This window comes from Clostridium sp. YIM B02555 (assembly GCF_022320955.1).
In the GTDB taxonomy this organism is placed as follows: Bacteria; Bacillota; Clostridia; order Clostridiales; family Clostridiaceae; genus Clostridium; species Clostridium saccharoperbutylacetonicum.
In genome coordinates, this window is the sequence record NZ_JAKJJY010000006.1 from 208,472 (window position 1) to 232,486 (window position 24,015).

General features: G+C 30.7%; 14 protein-coding genes. 12 read left to right on the top strand and 2 right to left on the bottom strand.

Annotation, left to right across the window (positions count from 1 at the left end; translation table 11 throughout):
* Nucleotides 1-131 precede the first annotated feature (131 nt).
* The 10 genes from L3B98_RS11320 (at nt 132) to L3B98_RS11365 (ending at nt 19,528) form a co-directional block, all read left to right on the top strand.
* A complete protein-coding gene (locus tag L3B98_RS11320; protein WP_238916688.1) occupies nt 132-2,135 on the top strand; it encodes an N-acetylmuramoyl-L-alanine amidase family protein in 2,004 nt (667 codons plus the stop codon).
* A 713-nt stretch (nt 2,136-2,848) separates the two neighbouring features.
* A complete protein-coding gene (locus L3B98_RS11325; RefSeq protein WP_238916689.1) occupies nt 2,849-6,307 on the top strand; it encodes an Ig-like domain-containing protein in 3,459 nt (1,152 codons plus the stop codon).
* 88 nt (nt 6,308-6,395) lie between these two features.
* Nucleotides 6,396-7,460: an InlB B-repeat-containing protein gene (locus L3B98_RS11330; RefSeq protein WP_238916690.1), complete on the top strand. Its 1,065-nt coding sequence runs from the start codon at nt 6,396-6,398 to the stop codon at nt 7,458-7,460.
* 385 nt (nt 7,461-7,845) lie between these two features.
* The gene (locus L3B98_RS11335) at nt 7,846-9,441 is read left to right on the top strand and encodes a peptide chain release factor 3 (protein ID WP_015395443.1); all 1,596 of its coding nucleotides are present in this window, start codon (nt 7,846-7,848) and stop codon (nt 9,439-9,441) included.
* Nucleotides 9,442-9,592: 151 nt separating this feature from the next.
* Entirely contained in the window at nt 9,593-9,907 is a 315-nt protein-coding gene (locus L3B98_RS11340; protein WP_015395442.1) for a hypothetical protein, read from the top strand.
* Between the two features lie 144 nt (nt 9,908-10,051).
* Nucleotides 10,052-12,379 carry an N-acetylmuramoyl-L-alanine amidase gene (locus L3B98_RS11345; RefSeq protein ID WP_238916691.1) on the top strand — a complete coding sequence of 776 codons (2,328 nt, stop codon included), beginning with the start codon at nt 10,052-10,054 and terminating at the stop codon, nt 12,377-12,379.
* 385 nt (nt 12,380-12,764) lie between these two features.
* Complete coding sequence (locus L3B98_RS11350) at nt 12,765-13,163, top strand: hypothetical protein (RefSeq protein WP_238916692.1); 399 nt, start codon at nt 12,765-12,767, stop codon at nt 13,161-13,163.
* A 367-nt stretch (nt 13,164-13,530) separates the two neighbouring features.
* Nucleotides 13,531-16,650, top strand: coding sequence for a cadherin-like beta sandwich domain-containing protein (locus tag L3B98_RS11355; RefSeq protein WP_238916693.1), 3,120 nt, complete (start codon nt 13,531-13,533; stop codon nt 16,648-16,650).
* Nucleotides 16,651-16,866: 216 nt separating this feature from the next.
* Nucleotides 16,867-18,717, top strand: coding sequence for a winged helix-turn-helix transcriptional regulator (locus tag L3B98_RS11360; RefSeq protein ID WP_238916694.1), 1,851 nt, complete (start codon nt 16,867-16,869; stop codon nt 18,715-18,717).
* Nucleotides 18,718-18,832: 115 nt separating this feature from the next.
* Complete coding sequence (locus tag L3B98_RS11365) at nt 18,833-19,528, top strand: CTP--phosphocholine cytidylyltransferase (protein WP_015395437.1); 696 nt, start codon at nt 18,833-18,835, stop codon at nt 19,526-19,528.
* A gap of 121 nt (nt 19,529-19,649) precedes the next feature.
* On the opposite strand, the gene L3B98_RS11370 is transcribed toward L3B98_RS11365, so the two are convergent.
* The gene (locus L3B98_RS11370; protein ID WP_017810334.1) at nt 19,650-20,345 is read right to left on the bottom strand and encodes an NAD(P)H-dependent oxidoreductase; all 696 of its coding nucleotides are present in this window, start codon (nt 20,343-20,345) and stop codon (nt 19,650-19,652) included.
* A 5-nt stretch (nt 20,346-20,350) separates the two neighbouring features.
* Nucleotides 20,351-20,959 (bottom strand): TetR/AcrR family transcriptional regulator, encoded by a 609-nt coding sequence (locus L3B98_RS11375; protein WP_238916695.1) that lies wholly within the window; start codon nt 20,957-20,959, stop codon nt 20,351-20,353.
* A 375-nt stretch (nt 20,960-21,334) separates the two neighbouring features.
* Between L3B98_RS11375 and L3B98_RS11380 the strand changes: the two genes are divergently transcribed.
* Nucleotides 21,335-22,306: a DMT family transporter gene (locus L3B98_RS11380; protein WP_015395434.1), complete on the top strand. Its 972-nt coding sequence runs from the start codon at nt 21,335-21,337 to the stop codon at nt 22,304-22,306.
* Nucleotides 22,307-22,496: 190 nt separating this feature from the next.
* On the top strand, nt 22,497-23,462 hold the full coding sequence (locus L3B98_RS11385; protein WP_015395433.1) for a DMT family transporter: 966 nt from the start codon (nt 22,497-22,499) through the stop codon (nt 23,460-23,462).
* Nucleotides 23,463-24,015 lie beyond the last annotated feature (553 nt).

Sequence of the window (24,015 nt, forward strand, 5' to 3'; positions counted from 1 at the left end):
CTTATCCAACAATTTTAATATAGTAGTTAAATATTAATGAAGAAAATTTTTTAGAATATATAGATAATAAAATATTTGAACTGGTCAGTATAAATGGTATAATAGATGTAGATATTATGGAGGCGATTTATATGATTAGAAAAATTAGTAAAATAGTGGCGTTGATACTTATAGCTACAAGCTTTAGTACAATTTCACCAATTGGAATTTCAAACATAAATGCAAAGGCAGATACAACTTCAGTAGCAACTTCGGCTTCAAGTACTGAGGCGGCATATGCAGCAGTAGCTCAGGCAGAATTGGTTACAAAGTTAAGTGGACAATATCCTTCAGCAGGCTTCAATCCAGCTACAGACGTTGTTTCTCAATTTGAACCATGTGGAACTTTATCATACACTTTGAGTGATACTGCAGCTTCAACGATATCAACTAGTTTACAGGCTAATATTGGTACAATTTCAGCAGGTTTGACAAGTGTTTATAATTATGGCCAGTTTTTGAGTGCATATGGGCCTACAGCAGAGTATAGGGCAAAGGGTGCACAATTAGTAGCAGCTGTAGGAATTGTCCAAACTAGTTTAGCTTCAGGTGTCACAACAACATCTATTAAGGAAGCAGCAAAAAGTGTACCTGTATACAAATATACAGTGAAGCGTGGAACAAATGTAGTGGCTCAGGGCTTTGCTGTGGGAGGACCTCTTGGGTTAGCAACTTTTCCGTCTGATACTTTAAATGGAACTGGTAAAAATGCTACTTATAGTAGTGCGAATTTAATACCTGCTCTTCCTTTATCAGGAAATTCTACTTATGGGAAAACAATTGATTTAAGTGCAACTAGTATGAATGTAATTTGTGATGGGCTGGATATAAATGTTGTGGATTCAACCAACAACAAAGTATATGCAATAAATAATCCTGTATATAAAATGTTGAAGTATGGTTCAAGTGCTGCAACTCAAGCAGATACATTAAATGTAATTGATTTTTCTGGTGTTACTAATTTAAAAGGAGTAACTAACAATATAGATTTAAGTTCAATGGGAATTAGCACAAATGTTTTAGGAATATCTTTAACTACTAATTCATCAACAAATAAAGTTTATTTATATGATATTCCAGTTGATGCATATGAAAAGAATATGATAGTATCTTATTTAACTACAGTTATACCAAGTACTTATACGACTGTAGCTGCTGCAATGATTCAACCTGGAACTTATGCAATGGTACCAGATTTTAATAATGAAATTTCAAATTCAGTAAGTGGTATAACTAATAATCTTAATAAGATAAGTGATTCAATAGATGATTTATCAAATGCTATTAAAGATAAGAGTGATGATGTTGATAATGCTTGGGACAAGGTATTTGATAGATTTGATAATAGCGAAGGCTGGGGAAAAAGAGACGGTTATGTTTATTATTATGATAAAGATGGCGTAAGCTTAAAAGGTGTTCAAAAGATTAATGGAAAAACTTATTACTTCAATAGAATAGATGGCGCAATGGAAACAGGCTGGCAGATTGTTGATGGTAACAGAGCTTATTTTGATAAGAAAAAGGGCTATGAATTATTCAATCAATGGATTCAAGATGGAGATGACTATTACTTCGTTGGAGAAGATGGTGCTGTCAAAAAAATGGATTGGGTTAATGTTGGAGGAAAAAGTTACTATCTAAAAGCTGATGGTAAGAGAGCTAAAGATTGGATAAAAATTGACGATTATTGGTATGACTTTAATGCAGATGGTTCAATGATAACTTCAGCTTGGAAAAAGAATAAAGATAAATGGTGTTACTTAAAAGATAATGGACAAGCTGCAACAAACTGGCTTCAATTAGGAGATAAGTGGTACTGTTTCAAAGATCCTTCAGGGGAATTACAAACAGGCTGGTTTAGAGCAGATGGAAGTTGGTATTACTCAAATAGCGATGGAGTAATGCAAACTGGTTGGGCATCATCTAATGATGGATGGAGCTATTTAGATGATAGTACAGGAGAAATGAAGAAGAATGAATGGGTTACTGTAAATGGAAATACCTATTACTTTAATGTTAATGGTATAATGGTGACTGGCACAAGATATATAGATGGAACAAAATATGTATTTAATTCAGATGGAACATTAAGCTAGGTTAATAAGGCGATTTATTAAAATAGCTACGTGTAAAGGGATTTGAAAGTTAATAAGGCACTAAGAGTAAAAATTAATAAGGCACTAAGAGTAAAATTGCACTTGCTTTAGTTTATTAATGCAAATAAGCTGAAGTAAAAGAATTCAACTCTTAGTGTCTTTTGTATTTGGAAATTATCAAGATTACTAGAGAGTTATAAACTTATTTTATAATATATATTGTAATTATAAATGTTCAATACATATTCAAGGATCAATGAATGTTAGCATCCTTTGGAAATCTTTATGTTATTAAGGATTATTTTTGCAACATATATAAACCTTTATAATAAATAATAAAAATGTTCCATGTTATGCTGTTTTAAATAAATGTTGGTAAAGTCTATTTATATTTTTGGTAATGTTTGTTTACATTTATAGCATCATCGGATTTACAATATCAACAACATTTATTTGAAACACTCTTATATGCTATTTAAAATTAATAAAGTTTCAAGGACTGCCCAAAATTTATCATCGAAAATTGACTATTAAAACTTGATCACTAAACATTGACAATATAAGTTTATATATGTACTTATTTTAGTGTAATATGGTACTATAACTATATAGTTCTACTAAAATATTTCGATAATAATTTATAATATGTTTTTGTTTTACGAGAGAATAAATAAAAAATTACATACTTAAAATATTTAATAGGGGGAAGTTTAATGAAACGTGAATTGATAAATAAGATAGTTGTAGGAACTATTATATCAACAACACTGTTTACTTTAGCGCCAACTGTAGCTTCAGCTGCATGGGTTAATGATTATCAAGGTAATTATTATTTTATGCAAGATGGTAAGAAAGTAACAGGATGGAAAAAGATTGATGGAAGTTTATATTATTTTGACAGCTATGGAAGAATGCAAAAAGGATGGATTCAAGCAGGAGATTCTTGGTATTTCCTTCAAGACGATGGTTCCTTAAAGACTGGTTGGATTAAATATAATAAAAATTATTATTATGCGGATTCGACTGGAGCAATTCAAACCGGTGTCATTAATATAGATGGTAGAGTTTACATATTTGATGATAAAGGTATTATGAAAACTAGTAATACAATTATTAATGGAGTGTTTTATACAATTGGAAGTGATGGACAAGTAGCCGGATATAGAGCTCCAACTCCTGACAAAGAATTTGACTCAGCTGGAAATCTTGTTCAAGTTTTAAACAGCAGTTCAAAAACTGTCAGCTCTCCAACAAAGTCAGAATATAATGAGGTAGTTCAGGATAAGACACAAGCAGATTATGAGGATGCTAAGGAAGGAAGAAAGTTTACACTTACTTATAAAGACTCAAAAACTGATGGAATTATTAAAACTGAAATGGTTAAATACGGTAAAAAGGCTGATTTATTTGCGCCAACTAAGACAAGCTATAAATTTAAAGAATGGAATACTAGAAAAGATGGTTCAGGAACAGATTATGATGGTAATGATGATATAAAGATAAAAGGAGATACAGTTCTATATGCTCAGTGGAATGATGATACTACCGTTTATGTAACTGGAATTACTATAAGTGGAAGTTCATATGTTACTGTAGGTAAGACTAGTCAAATGACAGCACAGGTATCACCAAGTAATGCAGCCACTAGTGCTGTAAAATGGACTGTGACAAATGGAACAGGTTCAGCTACAATTGATCAAAATACTGGAGTATTAACAGGAGTAACAGCAGGAACAGTAACTGTTAAAGCAACAGCTACAGATGGCTCTGGTGTAAGTGAAACTAAGGATGTTACTGTAAGTGCTACTGATGTAGTAGTTAATGTAGGTAAGATTCTTGTAACTACTAAGACAGGAGGAACACCAGTTATAACATCAAATGGTGGAACTTTAGATCTTGTTGCTAGCATATTGCCAAATGATGCAACTACTCAAGATGTTACTTGGGATGTGCAAAATGGAACAGGAAGTGCAACTGTCAGCAGCATAAGTGGAAATAATATCACTATTAAAGCTATTTCAAATGGAACAGTTACAGTTAAAGCAACAGCTAAAGATGGTTCTGGCGTTGTTGGAAGTGCGACTGTAACAATAACAGGGCAAACTACTGTTATCCCAGTTGATAGTGTAAATATAGGTACTGCTAATGCAACAGATACTATGGTAATATCTAAGAATGATGGAACGCTTCAATTAGCCGCTAATATATTACCAGCTACTGCAAGCAATAAAGAAGTAACTTGGTCAATTATTAAAGCTAAAAATGAAGATGGAGTTGAAGTAACAGCAGCTTCTGATATATCTAAAGTTGCAACAATCAGCAGAAATGGAGTTGTAAGTGCTATTGGTAATGGATCAATTACGGTTCAAGTTGTGACTGCAGATGGAAATAAGATTGCTACTCAAGATGTAACAATAACTGGACAAATAGTTAAGATTGCTAGTATTGATATAACAGGTCCAAATGCAGCGAGTGGAACAAATCCAGTACAAATGATTGCAGTAATAACAGGAGAAAATTCTAAAGTAATAACAACTGGTGCTGCAGTGAAATGGACTGTTACAAATGGTACAGGAAGTGCAAGTATAAATCCAACAACAGGTTTATTAACTCCGACATCAGATGGAACAGTTACAGTAAAGGCAGCTGCAACTGATGGCTCAACTGCTAGTGATACCCAAGGCGTTACTATAACTGGAACTGGTAAGCAAATACCAATTTCAAATATTAATGTAGCTACTGCAACTGGAGCTACTCATGCATATGTAAGTGATGATAATGGAACTGTTGATTTTATTGCAACTATAACTCCAACTTATGCTACTACAACTGCATCGGCTGTAACATGGTCTATTGTAGGTGGAAGCGATGGAGGAAGTGCAATTATAGATCCTGCTGGCACAAGCGGAAATACGGTTAGAATTCAAGCAGTTAAAAATGGAACCGTGACAGTATATGCAACTGTGGCAGATGTTGATGGTAAAACAAAAACTGGTAGTGCAACAGTATCAATCTATAACCAAATTCAAGAGGTAGAATCTATTGCAATTAATGCTCCAGCCAATGGAGGAAAAGTCGGAGTGAACGAAGGTTTATTGTTGACTGCAACAGTTACTGGTGGAGATGCTAAATATCAACAAGTAAAATGGCAGGTAAGCAATGGTGTTGGCGATACAGGAAGTGCATCGTTCGATAGTAATGTAAATGGATTATTGATAGGTAATAAAACAGGAACAGTTACTGTAACAGCAATTTCAACTGATGGTAAGGGATTAAATTCTACTCCAATAAAAATTACTGTAGTGGATCCTCCAACTAAAACTAATAATGTTACAATTGTGCTTCCAAAAGATAAGAATGGTGCAGATATAAGTGCAATAACAACAAACCAAGGGTCATTAAGTTTGTCAGCAACCGTTGATGCAGCAGCAACTAGTAATGTTGTTAAATGGTCTGTTGAAAATGTAACAGGAAAAGCAACTTTTGTTGATAATGGTGATTCAACCGTTACACTTACAGCAGTTGAAAATGGAACTATAAATGTGACTGCAACTGCAAATGGAGGAAAGACAGCTACGATGCCTATTACAATATCAGGTCAGGATGCAACAGGTTTGACTGTAACTAGTGTTACTGGAGCAGCTGGAATTACTAAAATTGGTGATACTTTAGATATGACCTATAATTTAGTACCAAGTACTGCTACTACACCATCAGCAATAACATGGTCAGTGTCAGATACAACAAAAGCAAGTATTACAACTAGTGCTGATAAGAAGACAGCAACTATAACTGCTAAGGATAATGGGGCAATTGCTGTAACAGTAACAGCAACAACAGCAAATGGAGTGACATTAACTAATTCAAAAACAATATCTATAAATGCACCTAAGAGTATTGCAATAACTAATGGTACTGCTTCAGCAAATGGTGGAAGTGTTACAATTAATAATGGTTCATCACTAACTTTAAGTGCAGCTGTATTACCAGCTGGAGTAACTGATGGTAGTGTTACATGGTTAGTTTCGGATCCGTCAAAAGTAAGTGTTACTGTTAGTGCTGATACTAAAGCAGCTTTATTTAACGGAACTGCTAGTGGAACGGTTTTAGTTACAGTGAAATCAAATGGCGATCCAAGTGTAACTGCTACTACAACTATTATTGTCCAATAATTAATGAAATGAAATGCTAAAGAAAAAATGGTCAAGTTATACTTTTATAACTTGGCCAATGGTTATATAAGATAAGGAGGAACTTAACATGAAGCATAAAATTTTAAAGAAATTAATTGCATCAAGTTTGGTAAGTTTAGCTTTGGTTACTTTAGTACCTGTAGGTGCTTCAGCTGCATGGATTAGTGGCAGTGATGGAGCTTGGTATTATTCTATGGGATATAGTTTTGCTACAGGTTGGAAGTATATAAATGGAAGTTGGTATTACTTTGATTCTATGGGAAAAATGCAGACTGGCTGGATTCCATATGGTGATAATTGGTATTATACTGATTTGAGTGGTGCTATGCAGACTGGGCTTATCCAAATAGAAGGAAAAATTCACTTGTTTTCATCATCAGGAGAAATGCAAAAAGGTTCTTCTATGGTAAATGGACAATTATGCAATTTTGATGATAATGGAGTTTATATAGGAAGTTATCCAATTACTCCTAGTAAGGCCTTTGATTATTATGGAAATAGTACAATGCCGTATGCATCAAATCAATTGATTAATAGTAATTCAACTATGTCAAAGGATATTCCATCTGATGGTTTATATCATCCAAAACAATATACCATTAAATTTAAAGATCCAGATGCTGATAATGAAGATGATGAATTACTTAAAACAAAAACTGTTGATGAAAATTCACAAATGTATTTATATATACCTACAAAGAGTGGATATACTTTTGTTGAATGGAATACTAAGAGTAATGGTAATGGTACAGGTTACTTAGATTCCGATAGAATTTATGTTACTAAAGATATGACCTTATATGCACAATGGGAAGAGAACACAAACTCAAACAATAATAACAATGGTAACAATACAGATACAGTCAAGGTTACTTCAATTGCAGTTTCAGGTGCTAGTGGCTTAAAGAGCATAGCTGTTGGTGGAAGTTTACAAATGACTTGTATTGTTTCACCAGGTGATGCAACCACTCAAAGTGTAAAATGGTCAATATTAAGTGAAGGTGGAAGTGCAACTATAAGTACTACTGGTAAATTAACAGGAACAGGGGCAGGAAAAGTAATTGTTAAAGCAGCAGCAACGGATGGTTCTGGAGTTGTTGGAACTACAGAAATAACAATAGCTGCATCATAATATTTAAGTTTTTTAAAGAAGAAGGTTATTTCAAAGTATATTTTGAAATAGCCTTCTTTTAATTGATAACTTCATTTTGCTGGCAGTCCTGAACAAAGTATACATGTGGAATAGTACTAAATTAAGATAGATAGGAAGTATACATAAAATATTTCATATGATATAATAATTTAGTTAATGATAAGGAAATTATTAAGTAAGTTAAGGACTAATATAGCATTAGTTAAATTCAATGGGAGGATCATTCCAATGTAAATAGAGGAAGTTAATATTTGATTGTTGTAATAAATTTTTTAACATAATTGACAAGTGAATATTATTATTGTCAATTATAATATATAGTAGGTTATAAAATAATATTGTGAACGTAATAGGAGGGTTAGCTTTGGCTGATTATATAAAAGAAATTGAAAAAAGAAGAACCTTTGCAATAATTTCTCACCCTGATGCTGGTAAAACAACACTTACAGAGAAATTATTACTTTATGGTGGAGCTATAAGACTTGCAGGGTCTGTTAAAGCAAGAAAGGCTTCAAAACATGCAGTTTCTGACTGGATGGAAATTGAAAAACAAAGAGGTATTTCAGTTACTTCTTCTGTAATGCAGTTTAATTATGATGGGTATTGCATTAATATACTAGATACTCCTGGGCATCAAGACTTCTCAGAAGATACATATAGAACACTTATGGCTGCTGATAGTGCTGTAATGGTTATTGATGCTGCAAAAGGTATAGAAGATCAAACAAGAAAGTTATTCCACGTTTGTGCTCTTAGAGGAATTCCAATATTCACATTTATAAATAAGATGGATAGAGAAGCGCAAGATCCATTTACTTTACTTGATGACATTGAAAATGAGCTTGGAATAAAAACTTATCCAATAAACTGGCCAATAGGATCTGGTAAAGAATTTAAAGGTGTTTATGAAAGACAGAACAAGAGAGTTTTAGCTTTTAATGGTGGAAATCATGGGCAAACTGAAGTTGAAGCAACAGAAGGCGATGTTAATGATGAAATCTTTAAAGATCTGCTTGGAGCTCCTCTACATGAAAAGCTTATGGAGGATATTGAGCTTTTAGACATAGCTGGAGATGAATTAGATCTTAAAAAGGTAAGAGAAGGTGAATTGACACCAGTATTCTTTGGATCTGCTTTAACTAACTTTGGTGTTGAGCCATTTTTAGAACACTTTTTACAGATGACTTCATCACCACTTCCAAGAAACTCTAGTATAGGAGAAATTGATCCTATGAATAAGGAGTTCTCTGCCTTTGTATTTAAGATTCAAGCAAATATGAATAAGGCACATAGAGATAGAATTGCCTTTATGAGAATTTGTTCTGGAGAATTTAAAAAAGGAATGGAAGTTATGCATATGCAAGGGGGCAAGAAAATAAAACTTGCTCAACCACAACAATTCTTAGCAGAAGAAAGAGAAATTGTTGAAGAAGCTTATGCAGGAGATATAATTGGTGTGTTTGATCCAGGTATATTCTCAATTGGGGATACATTATGTATGCCAGCAAATAAATTTAAATTTGAAGGAATACCAACCTTCGCACCAGAACATTTTGCAAGAGTAAGACCAGTAGATACAATGAAGAGAAAACAATTTGTAAAAGGTGTTTCTCAAATTGCTCAAGAAGGCGCAATTCAAGTATTTAAGGAAACCCATATTGGTATGGAAGAAATAATAGTTGGAGTTGTTGGTGTGCTTCAATTTGAAGTTTTAGAATACAGATTGAATAATGAATATAATGTCGATGTTAAGATGGAAAGATTGGCTTATAGATACGTTAGGTGGATTGAAAATAAAAATATCGACATGGATTCATTAAACTTAACTTCTGATACTAAGAAGGTTAAGGATCTAAAAGATAGAAATCTTTTAATATTCCAAAATGACTGGGGGATTAACTGGGCATTAGAGCATAATAAGGGCTTAGTTTTATCAGCAGTTGGAAAGAGCGAAGAATAATTTTATAAAAAATAAATTTAGCAATATATAAAGTTTAAAGATTGCGGAATTACAGTGAAAATATTTATTAGAAAGAAATAAGAAAGTAACCAAAAGAAGAGATATCTCATATTAATATAATATAACATTTTCATACATGGAGAGGTAGAAAATGAGTAACTGTAATTTTAGCGATCCAGGATTCAATACTTTAGGAGAAAATTGTGGTAATGATCCAGTAAGCGATCTAACCTTGTCTACAATGGTAGTAGGCAGCCAGGAAGCTCTTTTAAATAGGCTAATATTGGTGTTATTATTTTTATATGCTTATACCAATCAAAATTTTATTTGCTATTTAATGAGTGTAAATGAAAAGATAATGTGTAACCAAATGTGCCTAACAGATAAATTAGTAGATAATTTAATGGACAATCTTGAAGATTGTAGAAGTAGCCTTGATAGCTGCAGAAGAGGGAAACATCGCTAAAAGAGAGCACTTAAGAGGCTCTCTTTTAGTGATTTTTGTACATATTACGATAATTTAATACGAAAAAACACTTATTTTCTAATTTTCATCTTTAATGCAGTAAGGTTTTTTGTTAAAATCAAATATAAGGAGGTGCAGACGGTTTTGAAAATTAAAAGAAAACTTATTACATTTGTTCTAGCGTTTGCAATGGTATTAAGTTTTATTCCAACATTGAGTGTAAAGGCAGCAACTACTGATTTTAAAATAATATCAGATACAAAAGTTACTGCAAAAGAAGCAGGAGATTGGGCTAAATCTAAAGGCGCAACAGATACTTTTATAGGCTTAGCAGATCTATACTTTAAATATGCACCAGATCATGGTGATGTAAATCCAGCTATAGCTTATGTACAAGCTGCAAAAGAAACTGGCCTTGGAAAATTTGGAGGAGTGTTAGATGATAGTTATCATAATCCATGCGGGTTAAAGAAACCTGAAGGTGGAAGTGATACTGATCCAAATGCTCACCAAAAGTTTGCTAGCTGGGATGAAGGTGTACAAGCTCATTTAGATCATTTAGCCTTATATGCAGGTGCGGATGGATATCCACGAAGTGATACACCTGATCCAAGGCATTTTGCAACAATTAAAGGTAGAGCGACAACTGTAAATTCATTAGGTACTAAATGGGCGCCAAGTGCTACATATGGTGAAGAAGTAAATAAATTATATAAAGATTTAATGGATTTTGCAGGAGTAGATTATCCAAAGGATACTATTGATGATTCAACAAGTACTGATAATAGCAAAGATAATACTCAGTCCTCAAATGGAACTCCAAATCCAGGAAAACAAGAAAGTAAACCAAGTGTACCGAATGTATCTAGTGTTATTCCAGATAATCAACCAAAGAATGTTATTACAGCTACAGATGATAAAACTAACATAACATCTACAGTTGGATGGAAGAATGAAGATGGAAATTGGTATTACTATAAATCTGATAATACGAAAGCTATCGGATGGATTAAGCCAGACAGCAATTGGTATTATTTAAATGATGAAGGAAAATTGCAAACTGGATGGTTTAAATATAATAGTAAATGGTACTATAGTGACAGTTCAGGAGCTATGGTTAAGGGCTGGAAACAGATAGGTGATGAATGGTATTTCTTGTCTGATTCAGGAACTATGGCAACTGGAATTTTATTTGATGGCTCAAACTTGTATTATCTACAAGATTCTGGAGTTATGGCTGAATATAAAGGCTGGAATAAAATCGGTGATAATTGGTATTTCTTTGAAGCTGGCAGCAAAATAAAGACTGGTTGGCTTAAAGATAATGGCAATTGGTACTATCTTCAAGGTGATGGAAGTATGGTAACTGGTATTAAGAAGATAGACAATAAGAATTATATGTTAAATCAAGATGGAAGTATGGCAACAGGCTGGATACAACAAAATAATATCTGGTATTATTTCAATCAAGATGGAAGCATGGCAACAGGTTGGATTTTAGATAAGGGAACTTACTATTATTTATATGATAATGGAGCTATGGCTAAAGGATGGATTAATCTTGGTGATGCATGGTATCATTTAGAAAATGGTGGTGCTATGTCAACTGGTTGGGTTACATCTAATGGAGATACTTATTATTTAAATCCTTCAACTGGAAGATTGGTTACAAACACTACACAGGATGGATATAAGATTGGTTCAGATGGTAAGAGACAAAATGCTTCTACTGTTAAAAATGATGACAGTACTAGTTCTGGATCTAATTCATCTCAAAGTGACAAAGGAAATTCAGGATCTAATTCATCTCAAGGTGATGTTGATAATTCTGGAACAAGTTCACCAATAAATAATAATACATCGAATGGTAAAAAAACAATAGTAATAGATGCAGGACATGATTATGGAAAAGATTATGGTGCAGAAAGTACTATTGATGGTGTGACTTATAGTGAAACAGAATTAAATATTCAAGTTGCTGATAAATTAAAGAAAGAACTTAAAGCTAAGGGTTACAATGTGTTGATGACTAGAGAGCTTGGTAGCAAGCCTTCGTATGGCTCATTAACGGCTAGTCTTACTCATAAGGTAACGACAGCCAATAATATAAATGCAGATTTCTTTATAAGCATACATCATAATTCAGCAGGTGCAACAGCACAAGGAGTAATGACTCTTTATAGTAATGAGCCTCAAGATACTAGTTTTGGTGGTAAATTAAATAGTGCTAGAATAGATAAAAGTAGAAAAATAGCTACATTAATAAATAATAATATTGCTAGTAAGCTGAATTTAAACAATAGAGGCGGACAAGAACAAAATCTATTTGTATGTAGAAATGCAAATATGCCTGCAGTATTAGTTGAAGTTGGATTTATAACGAATAAAGAAGAAGCAATAAGATGTGCGGATCCAAGTAGTCAGCAAAAAGTAGCAGAAGCAATAGCAGAAGTTATTGCAAACAATGTATAAATATAAAATGGATCAAAAATAGAAACTTATAAAGAATAAGTAATGAGTGTTGTAAACAATATATAAATATTAAACGTATTTTAATAGAAGGAAATGCAATTTCTATTTTGTCAATATATTATTGATAAAAATCAAGAGATAGCATTTCCTTCTATTCTATTTGTTTATATATTCTAGTGACCTAAATTTCTAAATAATAAGTTTCTAAACATTGCCAACATTTATTTTAAACAGCTGTATATAAAGTTTTTTTGAAAAGTAGTTCCAAATGCAATTGATAAGGGAGTTTGATTTGCATTTCTATATTTATAATAATGCTATAATTTTAAGAATAAATTAGTTATAATTATAATTACAACATGCACAATGAAAATGAGGTGGAAAAATGGAATGGTTTAAGAAAATAATGTATGGAAGATATGGTGGAGACAGCTTGTCTGGAGCGTTAATTGTATTATCTTTCATATTGTTAATAATATCAAATATTTTACCTAAAGCTTTATGGTTTATAGTAATAGTTGCATATATTCCTACTGTTATATGTATTTTTAGGATTTTTTCAAGAAATATTTATAAACGTCAAATGGAAAATTATAAATTTTTAAAAATAAAAAATACTATGAGAAATTCGCTTAGACGAAAGCTAAATAAATTAAGAGATCTAAAGACTCATAAATATTTTACATGCACGAATTGTAAGCAAAGTTTGCGTGTGCCACGAGGACAAGGAAAAATTTCAATTACATGTCCAAAATGTAAAAATACCTTTAAAGGAAAATCATAAAAGAAAATTTAATAGTAAAGTTAACAAAAGTACCTTTCGTAATGTATGACTATTGTATTATATTATGGAAGGTTTTTGGTTTTTAGGTCACATAATAATAAAAAAGAAGTAAATTTAATTAAAGAACGGAATTGTAAGTAAAGTTATTAATTTACAAGATGTGTTTATATATCTAAAGATGAAACTTAAAGGTTCGATATTTAAAGTAGGGTATATTCAAATTGAGTATGCATAAGTGAGTTTAAATCCAATTATTATAACATATTAATTTAATAATTAAAAATTAATATGATAATATAAATATTATAAAAGTTCGATTACAAAAGATAAGTTTGAAGTTTAGAATCAATTTAGGAGGATGACAATCATGCGTGAAATGAAAAAGAGGTTTGTAGCATTATTAATAGTATTTACAAGTATAGTATCCTTTTTCCCAGTTGGATTTAGTGGTCATGAAGCTAAAGCGGCAGCTTCAGATGCGTCAGCTATACAAGTAAGTATTGCAGGAGATAAAAATCTGATAACACCAAGAAATGATACTACATTGAATGAGACAATATATTCTACTCAAAATGTTGTAGGAGGCTTCGATATAACAGTAAAAGATGTAAGAACTACTATTGATGCTTTGCAAAAATTAGCAAAGGATACAAAGACATCAACATCTGATATAACTCAACAAAATGTTGAAATAGTTTCTATCAATGGTACTCCTGTTACAGATACTACTACATTGAATGAAATAGGAATAACTATTTCTGATTATCAAATTGTAAATGGAGCAGTACCAAGTGTAGGTAAAACTATAAAGAATTTACCTTTAGGAGTTAATAAGATAGAGTACAAAATTTCATTTAGAACACAAAATGTTGACTTTGTACCAGCAAGTAAAAGTCTTAGTGGAGTGGATGAAGCTAATGTTGGAACATATAAGGATACAGAATATGCAAGTCAAACAATAACAATAGAGCATGCAACTGACTTCGTTGTTAACAAAATAAATCCTATGACTTTTAAGGCTTATGTTGGATCTCAAAATTCTTTTGATAATATAACAAATGCTTTTATTGGTACAGCAAGTGAAAAAGTAAATAATACAACTCCATTTTTATATGTACAAGATGCAAAAGCAGATTCAAGTATGGCACTTAGATATACCTTTGATGTACCCGATTCTGTTTCAGCATTAAAGTATGTTATGACATTTGAAAATACAATGAATTTAGAAAATGCAATGGTATATAAAAATGGTAAAAAAGCTACAATTGGAACAGAATATAATATTGATGGGCAGCAGCTTACTGGTAGTTTGGCTAAATTAGGACAGCCAGAGTCAATAGTAGTTAAATTGGATTCTGGAAGTGGAGCCAACAAAGATATCCAAAAAGCTTATGCAATAGAAATTCGATATAAAAATTTGAATTCTAGCAATGATTATAGCTTAAAAAATGCTGGAATAACAAAGCTTAATTATAATGACAATACAGATGTGCAAGCATATGTTGGTAAGGTATTTAATGTTTTACAGGATAAGAATGCTACGTTCAAGACTTATAAAGGAGAAATTTATATTGATCAAAGGGCTGGGATGGTATCTCTAGATCCAACTTTATTGAGAGATAAAACTACTGTGGGTTATGTTTTAACCAATAATTATACGGACTCTACTGGAAAGACTCAGGTAGTAAAGTCAGAACTTAAAAATGGAAAACAATTTATTGATTTTAAAGCTAGTACAACAACAAATGAGTTACAATTAGATGTATATGCGGCTAGCAATGGTGAAATAACAGATACACAGACTATTCTAGCAAGATATTTATTTAAGGTTAATCTTATAAATACAAGTAATTTTGACATGAATTTATCTTTTGATGTTGCTGATAATTCTAGTTCTACGGCAAAAACTCCGTATTTAACTCAACCAGGAACAACAAATTTAATTGATAAATTTTATACATCAAGACGTACTTATGATTTATATTATGGATCACCAAATTCAGATTCAGTAAAGGTATCTCTTGATAAAACTAAAAGAAGTAATTTAAATGAATATATAAAAGTTTGGCTTGCAGATGATGTTAACAGCAATAATTTAACAGAAGCAACAGCATCAGTTAATAACAAGCCAATATTAGCTACTGACGGTAGTGGTAATTATGTTAGAGATACTGACCTTAATGTAAAAATTGGTACAGCTAAGAAAATGGTTGTACAAGCATATTATGATGAATTTACATATGTAACAGATTCAAGTGGAAATAAGGTTATCAAAACTAACACTGATGGAGAACCTATATATACAAGTGAGCCAATAGGAGATACTTATGTTTTCTATTTGCCTGAAAATTATGGAAATCAGACTAATCCAAATCAAGGACAGAAATCAGATAATGCTGTTTTGAATTCTTTAAAAGTAAAAGGTTATAGTTTAACTAATAGTAATGGAACTACAGGTTTTTCAAGTACTGATTATAACTATAATGTAACTGTCGATAAGGAAGATACTACAGAAAAATTCACAGTAATAGCACAAGATGCTAATATATCTTCCATTACTGCTACAATCAATAGTGGCGATCAATCATATACTTTACCTTCAGGAGAAGAAACTGAGTTGCCTTTGGATTCAAGTGGAACAACAAAGGTAAAAATAGTTGTAACTGCACAGGATGGAACTACGACAAAGACATATACAGTAACTTTAACTAATAATAATAAAAGTAGTGATGCTGCGTTAAAGAATGTAATTCTTAATACAGGAGACTATACATTTGATCCTACAGCTGATATAACAAAAGTTAGAGTAGATACAAATGTAACTAATATAAAGGTAACACCTGTTCCAAAGAATTCTAATTCTACAATTACTGTTAATGGACAGACTTATTCTGATACAGCAATATCTGTAAGTCTTAGAGGAAATCAAAAGACTCAAATTACAATAGAAGTTAAATCAGAAGATGGAGCATCTACTAAAACATATACTTTAGAAGTCTATAGAGTTGATAATTCTGATTGGAACAATAACAACAACAATAATAATACAGACGATGATCAATTTTATGATGATTTTAATGATACTTGGGTAGATTTAAGTAAATATGAAGAGTGGGGAACTGTAAATGGAAAACCTGCTTATTTTGACAAACATAATAGACAAGTTAAAAATGCTTGGATAACTACTGGTGGTAAAAATTATTATTTAAATAATATAGGATTTAGAGCATCAGGTTGGAAGGTTGATAACACTGATGGTAAGACTTACTATTTGGATCCAACAACAGGAGAAATGAGAATGGGTTGGATTAATGTGGATAATAAAGTTTACTATCTTGGTAAAAATGGAGTAATGCATAAGGGCTGGTTGAATTTAAATGGAAAATGGTATTACTTTACTCCAAATGGACAAATGGTAATTAACCAAGGTATGTTTATTGATGATAAGGTATATACTTTTGGACAAGATGGTGCAGCTTCATGGTAATATAAACAAGTTTGAAACCATACTGTATTTAAGAGATTAATTTAAGTAATAATGCTGTTTAAATAATTTTCATAGTTATTTAAGCAGCATTTTTGCATTAATTTGTAATTGTTTTATTGACATAAAAGGGGATTAGGAATATAATTGTTTTAGTTCAAATTTCGAACAGCGATTATTGAATATATAAATAATTTGAAAAGGGGAGCTAGGTAACATATGTTGGAGGATAGAATAAAAATATTAAAAACTTTAAATGATAATTTTAATATAAATCAAAGAGAATTAGCCAAAAGAACTAATATATCCCTTGGTAAGGTTAATGCTGTTTTAAAGGAATTTACAGAGGCTGGATACATAGATAGAATAACAAATAATAGGGGAACTTTATATAAAGTGACTGAAAAAGGTATGAAGTATTTAGAAGAAAATATTACTTCGGCAAAGAATACTAGATTAAAGCTTCATGAAGAAGAAAAGAAAATAGTAAAACAAGCTGTTATATTAGCAGCTGGTAGAACAGAGGAATTTGAAAAACCTGTTGGAATGCTTGAAATTGAAGATTTTAAGTTGATTGATAGAACTTTAAATATATTAAAAGAAAATGGAATAACCAAAACTGTAATAGTTACAGGATATGAAAGTCAATATTTTGAAGAATACTTTAAAAGTAGTAAAAACATAAAGTTAGTAAAAAGTGATACTTATAAGTGGACAGGTACAATGCATTCTTTATCTTTAGCTAAAGAATACATTGATGATGATTTTTTACTTATTGAAAATGACTTGATTTTCGAAAAAAGAGCAATAAAGGAATTAGCTGAAAGTCAAAGTCGCGATTGTATACTTTTTACTAATGAAAGTGGTTCTGGAGATGAAGCCTTTGTTGAAATAAGAGATAATCATTTATACAAGATGTCTAAAGATATCCACCAATTTAACAAGATTGATGGAGAAATGATTGGACTTACTAAAATTTCATACAAGCTGTATAGTATGATGCTTGAAGAATTTAAGGGGAATGTAAATCCATATTTAAATTATGAATATGTACTATTAGATGTTGCAAGAGATTATAATATTGGATTTGTTAAAATAGATGATCTTGCATGGGGGGATGCAGATACTCCAAAGGAATACGAAAAGATTAAAAATTATCTTTATCCAACTATAAGAAGAAGAGAGCTCAACTATGAAATCAATAATATAAAAACTATAATCCGTGAATCATTGAAGGTTAAAGATGAGGATATCACTGAAATAGTTCCAGCGGGAGGAATGACAAATAAAAATTACAGAATAGCTGTTAAAGGTGAAAAGTATATTTTAAGAGTTGCAGGAGTTGGGACTGAGCAAATGATTAATAGAAATACAGAAATGTTTAACTCGGCAATTGCATCTGAAAAAGGTTATAATGTTGAAGTGCCATACTTTAACTTGGAGACAGGAGTTAAAATATCTAAATTTATTGAAAATGCAGAAACATTAACTCATAGGAGTATTAAAAAAGAAGAAAACTTAAAACAAGTTACTACTATTTTGAGAAATCTTCATGAAAGTACAGATTTCCATATGGATAACGAATTTAGTATGTTTAGAGAACTTGAAAAATATGAAAATATATTGAGAAACGATCATGGAGATTTCTTTGAGGATTATGAAGAAGTAAGAGAGAAAGTTATGGCTCTGGAAGAGGAATTGAAGGTTTGTAACAGAGTGTTTGTACCATCACATAATGATTTGGTTTCAGAAAATTTTGTTAAGGATACACATGGTAGGATTTATTTAATTGACTGGGAATACAGTGGTATCAATGATGATATGTGGGATTTAGCAGCACTTTCTTTAGAAAATGAGTTTTCAGAAGATGACATTGAGTTAATGTTTAGGTTATACTTTAATGGAAAAGAAGCTGATAAAGATTCCAGAAGAAGATTATTAATCCATCAGATATGCCAGGATTTTCTATGGGCAGTTTGGACATTAATTAAAGAAGCTGAAGGCGATGATTTTGGTACTTATGGAATTGATAGATACAATAGAGCAAAAGAATATTTGAATAAATTATAAATAGCGGTATACAATTTGCACAGTTTGATTTATAATGCCAACTGTAAACTGTAAACTGTAAACTGTAAACTGTAAACTGTAAACTGTAAACTGTAAACTGAACTAGAGGTGTGTTATGAGAGCAATTTTAATGGCAGCAGGAATGGGAACAAGATTAAGACCATTAACAGAAAATACTCCAAAGTCTTTAATTGAAGTTAATGGAATGTCTTTACTTGAAAGACAAATACTAAATTTAAGAGAGTGCGGAATTAATGAAATTATAGTTTTAACTGGTTATCTTCATGAAAAGTTTGATGATATAGTAAAAAAGTATAATCTTATAAAAGTAGTTAATGAAAAATTTGATGTATATAACAATATATATACTATGTATCTTGTAAGACAATATCTTAATGATGCGTTTGTTATAGATGCAGATAATTATATTACTAAAAACTTTTTACCAAAAGCCAAACCAACAACGTCAATATATTATTCTGCCTGCAAGGAAAATATAGTTGGTGAATGGATTTTAAAATATGATGATAATGGAAGAATATTTGGAGTGGATATTGGAAAAGAAGGTGATGAACCTAAATATATAATGTCTGGAGCATCTTTTTGGACAGAAAAAGATGGAGAGCTTATTGCTAAGAAAGTTGAAGAAGCAGTAGATAAGGGCGATTTTAGAGATTTGTACTGGGATAGTATTGCTGTAGATAATCTAAAGAATATGAATGTTTATATTGAAAAAATTGAATCAGATGATATATTTGAAATAGATTCATTGCAAGATTTAGAGTATTTAAAAAGAACTCTTAATTTATAAATAGTCCCAATAGATAATGAAGCAATTAGAGGTAGTTTGTTTCACTTTATAGTATTCAAATGTGATTTTGAATTTGCTAGAGTGAAACAAGCACCTCTTATTTTTGTGGAGATTTTTATTATTACATGTGCTTATGAAGATAGTGATCTTGTTTTTCTAAGCAACTAACATCAATAATATTGTTTTTGGCAGGGTGAACAAGATGTATGTTAGGCATACAAATTTTTTTATTAAAAAATTGTGAACCTACACTGTGAAGATTATTGTATAAGTTAAGAATTTTGTAAGTTATATTAAATGCATTTTTGTTTATTTTCATTTTAGTTTTAAGATTAATATCATTCCAGTTTGTTTCGTAAAGGGTTTCGTGAAATTTAAATATGTAATTCATGCCTAAAAGATTTAAATTTTTTTTGAGCAGATTTGTATTATAAAATAATCCTGCACCAGCTGTTGTTGAAACTACTATACCAATCTTATTATGTATCAGTGATTTTATTTTAGCATCAATAAAATATTGCGATAGATTGTAAAAAAAGTTCTTCATTCCAATACTAATGTCACAATTAGAAATTTGAGAAGCAATAATGAATAAATCTGATTTTTTTAATGAAGTTATAATTTTTTTAAAGGTATCCATATCGGGAGAGGGAGAATTAAAATTTTCAATATAAGAAAGTTTCTTCAAAGTACCATGATTTCCCGATAAGTAGAATTCAGTTACTTCCAAATCTACATTGATCTTTAAATTGTGTAATAAAAGTTGTACACAATTGAATGCGTTATTTTTATTGTCATAAATAATGGTAATGTTCAAAACTATCATCCTTTCAATACATATGTATCTTTAAATTCAGCAATGTGATTTTTTAATGAAGTTAATTCTTTATCAGTTATATTATCATCCTTATAGAATAATAGAAAAGCTGGAGAATAAAACTGAAGAGCTAAAATATAAGGGTCTTTTTTAATAACTACATTTTCGTTCATAAGCAATTCAAAGATTTTGGTATGAAAATTTAAAATATCTTCAACAAATATTTTATTATATATATTTGCAATTTCGGAATTATTGAATTGTTCTATTATAAGCAACTTTCTAAATTTAACAACATACTCATCTTTTAAATAAAACATAAACATCTCTATACAGTCTTTAAAAAAATACTCCTCTGAGAAATATTTAATCTTGTTAATAACAATTTCATTAATACAACAATTGTATATCATGTGATCAAAGAAATTAGAGATATAAGCTGAATATTTACTTATTATAGTATCTAAAATATCTTGCTTATTTTTAAAATGATTATAAAGAGAACTTGCTTTGATACCAACTGCTTTAGCGATATCTCTTACAGATATTGCATCAAAGCCCTTTGTTGAAAAGAGGTTTAATGCTTCATAGATAATTTTGTCTCGAGTATTCATAAAAACTCCTTAGAGAATAGTAATTTTAATATATGTATTGTTTTAATATTTTTTAATAATATATTTTAAACACTAATGTTAGAAAAAGTTATATAGAGTTTAAAAAAATAACAATAATACTACTTATAATTATTTATTATTTTTAAACTAACAATTGATAGTTTAATTATACACCAAAAAAAGTAAAAAGAACATAAAATTTCTATAAAATTATAAAAATATATGAAAATTTTAAATATTTTTTCTGAACATATTGTAATGAACAATGAACAATGATAGTATTAAGGTGTTCAGAAAATGAACTTGATAAACGTATATGGTATATGAAAAATATTAATGTATAAACTATAAATGAATGATTAAGGGGGATTTTTAATGGAAAATAATAAAAATGACTATAAGATTGGTGTGTTTACCGGAATAGGTTCGGCAGTAACTTGGGGGATAGATACTGTTTTAGTGGCATTAATACTTGCTATGAGTCCATTCTCATCTGAAGGTGCGGTACTTGTGGCACCAATCATAGCAGCATGTTTTCATGATGTATTTTCTGCAATATGGACATTTATATATCTTGCAATAAAAGGAAAATTATCACCATTAGTTAAAGCTATGAAAACTAAGAGCGGATTGGTAGTTGCATTAGCAGCAATTATGGGTGGTCCAATTGGTATGACAGGATATGTAATGTCAATTAAATATATAGGAGCATCTTATACAGCAATTATAACATCATTATATCCTGCAATTGGAGGAGTTTTAGCATACTTAATATTAAAGGAGAAAATAGGTAAAAAGGGATGGGCAGGATTAATTGTTGCAATTATAGGAATATTTTTAATTGGATATTCACCAGATGGATCTGAAGTTAGTATGATTGGAATTATATGGGCTATAGTGTGTGCAGTAGGATGGGGAAGTGAATCTGTTATATGTGCAATTGGAATGAAGGATGATGAAGTTTCAGCAGAATCTGCACTTCAAATAAGACAATTAACATCAGGTATTGTTTATGCTGTCTTAATAGTTCCAATGATAGGGGGAATTGGAATAGGTATGGAAGCTTTAAAAACAAATTCAGTTTGGTGGCTTATAGGAGTTGCTTTAGCAGGAACAGCATCATATTTGTTCTATTATCAATCAATTGATAAAATTGGGGCTACAAAAGCAATGGGATTAAACTCTACAAATACTGTTTTTGCAATAATATTTGATGTATTAATAAATGGAACTCAATTAAGTTTAAAAACAATTATATGCAGTTTGATGGTTATGGGAGGAGTTTATTTTATGGCAAAAATTTCAGAAGAAACTAAAGAAACTCCAAAGCTTGCAGAAGCTAATTAGTATAATATATGTTTAAAAGATAAAGGTAGTAAGTAATTTATATTAAATAAGTTATTTACTACCTTTGTTATTATTTTGCTGATTGGCCTTATATATTTATATTTTAGAAAATAAATATATATAAAATAATTGCAGAGTCTGATAAAATTAATTTATGTTTTGCAAGTAATTATAAAAGGGGAGATTCATTATGAAAAAAAATTATAAAGCCGGTGTATTAAGTGGCGTAACCTCAGCAATCACTTGGGGATTGGATACCGTGTTAATGGCAATCGTGCTTGGGATGAGCCCATTTTTACCAGAGGGAGCAATTTTTTTAGCACCATTTATAACTGCATTTTTTCATGATGCTTTTTCAGCAGCATGGACATTCATATACCTTGCAAGTAAAAGACAATTAGGTCATTTGTTTAAAGCTATGAGAACTAAAAGTGCTTTATTTGTTGTACTTGCGGCACTTATGGGGGGACCTGTTGGAATGGCAGGATATTTACTTGCAGTTAAGCTTATTGGACCATCTTATACTGCAATAATCTCATCATTATATCCAGCAGTTGGGGCTATTTTAGCTTATTTCATATTAAAAGAGAAAATGAATAAGAAAGCATGGATTGGATTAATATTTGCAATTATAGGTGTATCAATAATTGGATACTCATCAAGTGAGAATGGAATCAGTATAGTTGGATTTTTATGTGCTTTGTTATGTGTGTTTGGTTGGGGAAGTGAATGTGTTATATGTGCGTATGGAATGAAAGATGATGAAGTATCTTCTGAATTTGCACTTCAAATAAGACAAATGACTTCGGCAATAGTATATGGAATTCTAATAGTTCCAATTGTAGGTGGAATTGGACTTAGTTTTGAAATCTTAAGGACAAGTGTAATATGGTGGATCGGAGCTACAGCATTGTCAGGAACAGTATCATATTTATTCTATTACAATGCAATTTATAAAATTGGTGCTACTAGAGCTATGGGGTTAAATATAACATATGTTGTTTGGTCAATTGTATTTGACGTATTCATTAATGGTAGAAAGATAGATATAATGACAATCGTATGCAGTTTAATGGTTATAGGTGGAGTTTATTTTGTAGCAAAGCAACCTGAAGCTGGGACAGATGAAGTTCCAAGTCTTATGGAAGTTGAATAATTTGGTTTAATTAATACGATATATTTAAAATAATATGCATAATTTATGCTTAATTTCATTAAGAAAAGTTTATTTGAAAACTTAGTCTTAAATATTGAGCATAATTTATGCTTTTTTTTATTTTTTATGAATTTATAATGCAGTAAAATCTGTGGATAATATATGAAAAAGGCTATTTAAATGAGCTGTGTATAAGAAAAAAATAAAAAACAAATCATATTCGCCTGCATAAAATGTTATCATATGCAGCATAGCTGCCATTTCTAATGTGCATATTTTTCTCACATACGTTCGAAAAGGCAGATGCGCACCTATAAAAAGAGTGCGAAGCACAATACGGAACTTAATATTAAAAATCTCCGGCTCCACAGTCGCCTGCGATTTTTTTATTGATAATTAGTAATTGAGCTAATAGCAAAGCATATGTAATAAATTTTTAAGTATAGTTTAAATTATACATAGTATAATATTTGAAAAAATATTATATGAATAATATTTTTGGTTAAAATTCAATAAATAATAAAAGAATATTAGATACAATAATGTAGAAAAA